The 7,800-nt window shown below is 30.4% G+C and carries 5 protein-coding genes and 3 pseudogenes; 7 read left to right on the top strand and 1 reads right to left on the bottom strand.

Features of this window, described 5'->3' with window-relative positions; genetic code table 11:
- The first annotated feature begins 335 nt into the window (after positions 1-335).
- The 3 genes and pseudogenes from BUB80_RS22590 to BUB80_RS22580 all read left to right on the top strand — a co-directional run bounded on the left by BUB80_RS22590 (position 336) and on the right by BUB80_RS22580 (position 2,796).
- Positions 336-554, top strand: a complete 219-nt coding sequence (locus BUB80_RS22590; RefSeq protein ID WP_139262881.1) for a hypothetical protein — start codon at positions 336-338, stop codon at positions 552-554.
- 482 nt (positions 555-1,036) lie between these two features.
- Positions 1,037-1,865 (top strand): annotated as a pseudogene (locus tag BUB80_RS22585) (IS982 family transposase).
- 202 nt (positions 1,866-2,067) lie between these two features.
- Entirely contained in the window at positions 2,068-2,796 is a 729-nt protein-coding gene (locus tag BUB80_RS22580) for an IS5 family transposase (protein ID WP_228433938.1), read from the top strand.
- Between the two features lie 226 nt (positions 2,797-3,022).
- Here the strand turns inward: BUB80_RS22580 and BUB80_RS22575 are convergent.
- Positions 3,023-3,808 (bottom strand): annotated as a pseudogene (locus BUB80_RS22575) (IS982 family transposase).
- 524 nt (positions 3,809-4,332) lie between these two features.
- On the opposite strand from BUB80_RS22575, the gene BUB80_RS22570 reads away from it, so the two are divergent.
- From BUB80_RS22570 to BUB80_RS23915, 4 genes and pseudogenes are all read left to right on the top strand, one after another.
- The gene (locus BUB80_RS22570; protein WP_073297954.1) at positions 4,333-4,830 is read left to right on the top strand and encodes a transposase; all 498 of its coding nucleotides are present in this window, start codon (positions 4,333-4,335) and stop codon (positions 4,828-4,830) included.
- Positions 4,820-5,191: a hypothetical protein gene (locus tag BUB80_RS22565; RefSeq protein WP_073297952.1), complete on the top strand. Its 372-nt coding sequence runs from the start codon at positions 4,820-4,822 to the stop codon at positions 5,189-5,191. The genes BUB80_RS22570 and BUB80_RS22565 overlap by 11 nt, the downstream gene beginning before the upstream one ends.
- A gap of 824 nt (positions 5,192-6,015) precedes the next feature.
- A pseudogene (tnpA, locus tag BUB80_RS23285) lies at positions 6,016-6,361 on the top strand (IS200/IS605 family transposase); the annotation flags it as partial.
- A 449-nt stretch (positions 6,362-6,810) separates the two neighbouring features.
- The gene (locus BUB80_RS23915) at positions 6,811-7,707 is read left to right on the top strand and encodes a hypothetical protein (RefSeq protein ID WP_073297950.1); all 897 of its coding nucleotides are present in this window, start codon (positions 6,811-6,813) and stop codon (positions 7,705-7,707) included.
- Positions 7,708-7,800 lie beyond the last annotated feature (93 nt).

Below are 7,800 nucleotides of genomic sequence, written 5' to 3'. Positions count from 1 at the left end.
CTCTTTTTTATACGGTTAATAGATGTATGGCAAATATTGGAAAAGCAATACGCATCAAATATTCGCCGTTTTCTCTAATCTAAATTTGTCGGAATCTTACTTCGATCAGCTCTTGTATATGGAACAATATGCTATGGAAAGAAGAAATGCATGGCTTAATAGTTTCAGATCAATACTTAACAAATTGGATTCAACAATAACAAGTTGGGTAAGATTCAATTATTTAGGTTTTATCGTTATTACGACTAGAAAATTTGAAAAAAAAAGTCGAGATGATTTCAGGATTGATAATTATTGTTATATTTGTGTATAACCAAAAAACATTTTATAACATTATGGAAAACTTAAACGAAGAAAAATTAGTGTATTCAACTGAGAATTTAAAAAAAGTTACCATGGAATACCTTAATTCAAAAAAAATAGATAGAAAGGAGTGGGAAAATTTCATAAAAGGGAGAATATCATCAGACTCATTAATCAAACTAAAGGTTGATATGGAGAAGGTATGGACCAAAGTAGAACTTGGAACATTCAGAGAAGATATAGAATTATAAAGTAAAAAAGATGCTTTCTCAATTTTGAGAAAGCATCTTTTTTACAATTAATTTGAAAAAATAAAACCGATTTTCTTACATAAATTCTAAATGAACCACTAATTCTTCTTTTCTCCAAACCTCCCCGTTTTTATATTGTTTGAGCCTTTTAGACATGAGTGTATTGCCTATTTCTTCTGCAGTTTCTTCATCAAAGAAGTCGTGATAGTCAATATCTATTTCTTTTTTGATTCTGGAATGAATGGTACATTTTTAAATTCTACCATATAGCTTTCCCCAATCTTAAAAATTGAATTAGAAAAACTGAAAATAATTGTAATAGTCATACTTCGATATAGATATTTTTAACCCGTTGTGCATTTAAATAAAAAGAATAAAGTTGTTCATTCGATTGAAAACCAGTAAATTGTTTTTATCACAAAACATTTACAATAAACAACCTGCAAGCAAATTACGAATGAATTTTGGGAGTTTTAAGAAAAATGTCAACTGAAAATCTTCTGTCTTATCAAAGACAGGTGCCAAAACTAAAAGATTTGGAATTGATTAGTCTTGTGCTAACCGCTGAATTTATGGGGGATTGATAGTGAGAACCATCTTTTTCGCCATATACCCGATACACTTGGGCAAAAAATAGATCGAAGTGTCTATAATCGACGCAAACGTAGATTGGTTGGTAAGATTAATGAAATACGATTGAAACTAGCAAGAAGTTTTAATGAATTTGAGAAGCTATTCATTATTGATAGTATTCCTGTGGAGGTTTGCAAACTTTCTAGAAGTAATACTTCAAAAACCTGTAAAGATACTGAATATTTTTATCCAAACAGAGGTTTTTTCGCCTCTCAACAAATACATTTTTATGGATATAAACTTCATGCGGTTTGCTGTGTAAAAGGAGTTTTTCAGAGTGTAGATTTAAGTCCCGCTTCTGTTCATGATATTCATTATTTAAAAGATATTAGAGAACAACTATCGGATTGTACCTTACTTGGTGATAAGGGATATTTATCCTCTGAAATTCAAATTGATTTGTTCAATTACGAACAAATTGAATTGGAACCCCCTAAAAGAGTAAATCAAAAAGATTATAAACCACAGTTTTATCTTTTCAAAAAACAACGCAAAAGAATTGAGACACTTTTCTCACAACTTTGCGACCAATTTATGATTAGACGCAATTATGCAAAGAGTTTTGAAGGGTTTAAAACTAGATTATTAGCTAAAATAACAGCTTTAACCGTTGTACAATTTATCAACAAAGTTTACTTCAATAAAAATATTAATAACTTAAAAGTAAGTATTATTTAAAATGTACAACGGGTTTTACTATTTGTCTACTTAAACAAATTTCGTTCTATTTAGAAATGTTTTACAGAAATTAATATGCTGTTAGAGCCTGTTTAAAAATGTAAATAAAAAAAGAGTAAGGGATGTTAATTGGATTATAAATGTCAATTTAGAGCTGCAAAACAAAAAAATTGATGTATCCAACGGACTTCCCCCTTACTCAGTGGCAATTTATAAAAAAACGCTTGATTTTGATGATAGAAAGCGAAAATATGATTTATGTATTATCTGGAATGCTATTTATTATATTGTAAAAACAGGCTGTCAGTTGCGAATACTCCCTTCAAATTATCCCAAATGGCAATTGGTTTACTATTATTACTCTAAATGGAGTAATTTAGAATTATTCGTCTTACTTCTGACGAATTTAAGAGAGACAGTACGAGTGAAGATGGGACAAAATGCAGAAGCAAGTTTAGGAATTATAGACAGTCAGAGCGTTCGTTGGGGAAACAACCGTTCCCTGAATGGATTTGATGGTAATAAAAAAGTAAAAGGAATTAAAAGGCATGTTGTAGTAGATAAGAATGGATTTTTATTAGCAGTCATGGTAAGTGTAGCCAATTTTCACGATAGTAAAGCTGCTTTATTATTGATGAGAACACTCCATTATCTTTTGGTTTCGGTTAAAGTAATTTTAGCAGACGGTGGCTATAGAGGAAATGTTATTGAAGAAATAAAAGATAAGTTTGGTTACATCATTCAGGTTGTTTTATGCTCTGACCATAAAGAAAAACTCTTTAAGCCTGTACACAAAAGATGGATTGTTGAAAGAACGTTTTCTTGGTTTGATAACGACAGAAGACTTTGCAGAAATTATGAATTGCTAATGGAAAATTCTGAAAACATGGTCAAATTATCTGCTATAAAATTATTATTGAATAAAATTTAAACAGGCTCTTAATAGTCTTATATCTGGAAATAAATATAATTCACTTTGTTAAAATTAACATGTAACTAAAATCTTGATTTCTAAATGAAATAATGTATTCTTTACCATCTACTTCTTTTTTATATAGATAATCTGTGTTTTGTTCATGTAAATTAACTCACGTTAAGTGGATGTATTCTTATGTAATTTTAGTTGATATTTATATAATTTTCACCCATTGTGCATTTTAAATTATATTTGATTTTAAACTGTTTATATTTCTGTTGAAATAGTTTTTATTAATGAACTGAACTGTTGTCAAAGCTGTAATTTTTGCTAATACTCTGGTTTTAAACCCTTCAAAAGTTTTAGCGTAATTTCGTCTAATCATAAATTGGTCGCATAGTTGTGAAAATAAGGTTTCAATCCTTTTCCTATGCTTTTTGAATAAATAAAATTGGGGTTTATAGTTTTTTTTGATTGATTCTTTTGGGGGTGGGCTAAAGTAATATTCGCATAATTAAACAAATCAATCTGTATCTCTGAAGAGAGTATAACCTTTATCACCAAGCAAAACACAATCAGATAACTGCTCTCTAATATCTTTTAAAAAATGAATGTGATGAATTGATGCAGGACTTAAATCTATGCTTTGAAAAACACCGTTCAAAGAGCAAACCACATGTAGTTTGTAACCGTAAAAAGACATTTGCTGTGATGCACAAAAACCTCTGTTAGGATAGCAATATTGCTCTTCCTTACATATTTTAGAACGCATACTTCTGAAGATTTTATAAATTTTCAAAGGCATACTATCGACGATAAAGTAATCTTCAAACTCATTAAAACTTTGTGCCATTTTTAAACGTATGTCATTAATCTGAATAGATAATTTTCGCTTTCTTCGATTGTAAACACTGCGCTCTATTTTATTGCTCAAAAAAATGGGAAGCTGGCGGAATAAATTATTCTCACTATCAATTCCCATATATTCAGCTGTCAAGGCGAGGCTTATAACCTCCAAATCTTTCATTCGGGGAACACGTCTTTGGTAAGATAAAAGCGTTTCATTGGAAAGTTTTCTCAAAACTTCCAAAATTCTTTCGTAATTTGCACTTAAGTTGTTCATTGTAAATGTTTTTTGGTAAAAACAATTTACTGATTTCCAATCGAATGAACAACTTTTTTCTATTTAATCATAATACACAACGGGTATAATTTTCATTTTTGTATAAGTTGTTTATTCAAAGAGAAAACTTAAAAATAAAAAATTTTCCTTTGAACACCTCATGGGCTTGCCCTCAATGTCATTAAGTTAAGGGGTTCAATGTTTTTATTTTCAAATGATTAATCTTGTGTTTGTGATTGTTTTTTTTTTTTTTTTTCGTATATTTAACAGTGAATCAATCAGTTAAAACGAGATAAAAAAATGCGAATGATATTATTTCGTCTCTTCAATCCGAAATTTCTCATGGCTTTACAAAGGAAAAATTTGTAGTGGATGCTAGGGATTTTAGTAGGCACAGGAACCTTTCTTTTTCAGTAACTCTATTATTTATGATTAATTTTCTAACTAAAAGTTTGTCCCTTGAGATTGTTAACTTTTTAAGTTTCCTTAAGAGAAAAGAAATTCCTCAGAAATCATTCAGTAAAAGCGCTTTTGCACAGGCACGTAAAAAAATTAAACCGGAAGTTTTTAGTTATCTGAATGAAAAACTGACCGAAGAATTTTATACCGACAATAGCGCAGTAAAAACAAGATTTTCAGGAAAACGAATTTTATCGGTAGACGGTTCACGACTCACTCTTCCCAGAACTTGGGAATTGGAAGAAATCTATGGGAGAACAAAAAATCAAACAGAGACTTATATTATTCAGGGAAAAGCTTGTGTTTTATACGATGTTCTCAATAGAATAGCTATTGATGGTGTTTTGTCTTCTGTAGATACTGACGAACGCATTCAGGCAAAGCAACTTTTGAACTCCTGCAGAAAAAGAGATTTGCTTATTTATGACAGAGGTTTTGCATCTTTCGATTTTATGTATGAACATTAAGGAAAGGCAGTTAGACTTTGTAATGCGGATGCGTTTGGATTTTAGTGGGGTTGTGAAAGATTTTGTAGCCGGTGGTCAACTTTCGCAAGTCTTGACCATACATCCCGGGGAAAATACAAATTTAAAAGAAAAAAAATATGATAAAACAAGTTCCTTGATGGTAAGACTGCTTCGGATTGTTTTACCTGGAGGAGAGATCGAGGTTTTAGCGAGCTCTCTTGAGGATGAAAACCAATACAAGCATGAAATCTTTAAAGAGCTCTACTTTGAAAGTTGGAAAATAAAAACATACTATGATGAGCTTAAGAATAAACTTAAAATAGAAGAATTTTCGGGGTATTCTAATCAAAGTATATTGTAGGATTTTTATGCTACATTGTTGGTAAGTAATATTCAAAGTCTTATTGTAAAGGAGCTTAATGAAGAGCTAAAAGAGAAAAAAGATGCAAAATATCGTTATAAAGTAAATACCTCATTATCTTATGGTTTTTTGAAAGATAGAATTATAGGTTTACTTTTTTTCCAACTCTGATATGAACAAGACAATGGAAGAATTAAAAGCTCTTTTCAAAGCGCATTTAATTCCTATAAGTATTCCTTCCTATTTACATTAGACTTCGTTTTATTCTAAACAATCTCACAATGAATGTTTTATGATAAAATTTTCTCTAATATATTTTCGTTTGAATACTTAAGACCTCAGAAATCAAACAAAAGAAATATAGGTAAATACAGAGCAAGAGCCAAGCCCATAATCTTTAAAAATCAAAAAGATAGCTTGTGATATTTTACTAACTTAATGACATTGGGCTTGCCCTGAGGATTATTTATTCGAAGAGAACTCGAGGCTTTCCTCGGGGTCAAAACATGAAAAGTTTGAAAAACAAATAGTTTTTCAATTTATTGAGAGATATTTGAATGAAATATTCTAAATAACAAAGTCATTTATACCTTTTCTATAAAATAGGAAAGCATAGGAGTTAGTAATAATTTTAAGATAGTATCCGCTACTGGCAACTTTTTTTTAATTATCGTTGAAGGAGGGGATGAGCTTATTGGTCTCAGAAATAGTTAAAATTGTATAATTTAGTGCATTTCACTTTCAGTTTCTAAAAATGCTATTTTTGGTTAAGGGATTATCAACGTAGCAATGGTCATAGTGTAAGTAGATTAACGGCACATCTTGTGTGAGGTACTAAGTATCGTTTTCCAGTTCTTGAAGATGATGTCAAATTACGCTGTCTCAGTATTTTGCTTCAAATATTTCAGGATGAAGATGTTAGAGTGTTTAAAGGAATTGTCTTAAAAGATTATGTTCCCATGCATATAGAATATTGTCCAAATCAACACATAAACTTGTTAAACTATTTAAAGGAAGAAGTTCAAGAAAACGATAAGTTGAATTTCCTGAATTTAAGCGGCGTTATTTTTGGCCATAGGATTTGTATTTTTGAGTATAGGTAATATCACAGGTCAAATGTTGAATGAATATTTTGAGGATCATTGCAATCAAACTGATCTGGATCAAAGTAATTTATCATTGAGTAGGTTACGTACGAATCGTGGACCGTTTAGTGGATGGATCGTTTTTTGTTTTAGAACTCTAAATTAATGATGTTAATCCAATTAGTAGCCTTAATGTTTTTATCCAATTTTTAAATAGAATCTTGTAAAAGTTTTGCTTTAAATTATTATAGAAAAAGAGAATAATAGGGTTTAGCCATTAATATTAGTTGTTTTATTTGCACTCAAACAAGCCATAATAGGCTTATTAATCTTATAATTCCATTGAAAAAGGATTTTATACTCTTACCCTGAAAAATTACTTTATATGACAATATAGTAGAGTAACACTTGAAAAATTTTTAAAAAATAATGTGTACTACACAAAAAAAAATATAAAAAATGTTAAAGTATATAAAATAAATTTGTAGAATAAAAAAAAAACTTAGATTTACAACAACATAAATATAATAATAAATGAGAAAAAGTTTAATGCTCGCCTATATGGTGGGACTTTTTACGTACGCTAATGCACAAATAGGTATTAATACTGGTAATCCTCAGGCATCTTTAGATATTACCGGTAAACCCACTAATACTTCTGCTTTAGATGGTGTTATTTTTCCAAGAATTACAGGGAATCAATTGAGAGCCAAAACATATACTTCTGCGCAGACAGGAGCCAATGTATTTGTCACAGCTGCAGATAGTGCTCCTGCGGGACAAACCATAAACGTTACAACTTCAGGTAATTACTATTTTGACGGAACTGTTTGGAAGCATTTGTTAGATGCTACTAATGCGTTACTCAATGGTACAGGGACTGTTGTTATGATTAATGGGGTACTGCAAGTAGCACAAGAGATGACAATAAGAATGAGTAATGATTGGGCTGTTCCAATTTCATCAGGTGCTCCTACAGCTGCGGCTTCAACTAATAAAGGAGCTATTGGAAACATTACAACAGAATTAATAGATAATTACAATTTGTTTACAGGCACCGCAACAACGAACTCCTTTACCGTAACGAATAATGGAACGTATCAGGTTGGAATGAATTTCCCAATACAAAATCAAAATAATAATACACTAGCTGGGAATTTCTATTACGGAATATATAATATAACAGATAATAAATGGCAAGTGTTCACTATATATACTGTAGATGGTATGGTGAATGGGGATGTAAAGATTATGAATTATTTAGGGGCTGTAGATTTATTGGCATCTAAAACGTATGCATTTTATGCAGGGCAACAACAACCAAATTTTGATGGTACTAATGCTGCTAATTTATTAATAAGAGGATTATCAGTGTCGGCTGCAAATGGTAATTTTGAACTAGGATATTATAGCATAAAGCGCATTAAATAACTTTATTGACTTATCCTTTTTATTAATATCATCAAATGCCTATATTTACAATAAATACTAATTTTTAATGGTAGGGAAAGCAGATAAAGAGCT

This window comes from Chryseobacterium polytrichastri, assembly GCF_900142445.1.
GTDB lineage: Bacteria > Bacteroidota > Bacteroidia > Flavobacteriales > Weeksellaceae > Chryseobacterium > Chryseobacterium polytrichastri.
The sequence above is the reverse complement of the archived record's forward strand: the minus strand, read 5'-3'. Positions and strand labels throughout refer to the sequence as shown.

Excerpts from the sequence above, each read along its gene's own strand:
- BUB80_RS22590 (WP_139262881.1), top strand. The coding sequence starts at position 336 with ATGGAAAACTTAAACGAAGAAAAATTAGTGTATTCAACTGAGAATTTA.
- BUB80_RS22570 (WP_073297954.1), top strand. The coding sequence starts at position 4,333 with ATGATTAATTTTCTAACTAAAAGTTTGTCCCTTGAGATTGTTAACTTT.
- BUB80_RS22565 (WP_073297952.1), top strand. The coding sequence starts at position 4,820 with ATGAACATTAAGGAAAGGCAGTTAGACTTTGTAATGCGGATGCGTTTG.
- BUB80_RS23915 (WP_073297950.1), top strand. The coding sequence starts at position 6,811 with ATGAGAAAAAGTTTAATGCTCGCCTATATGGTGGGACTTTTTACGTAC.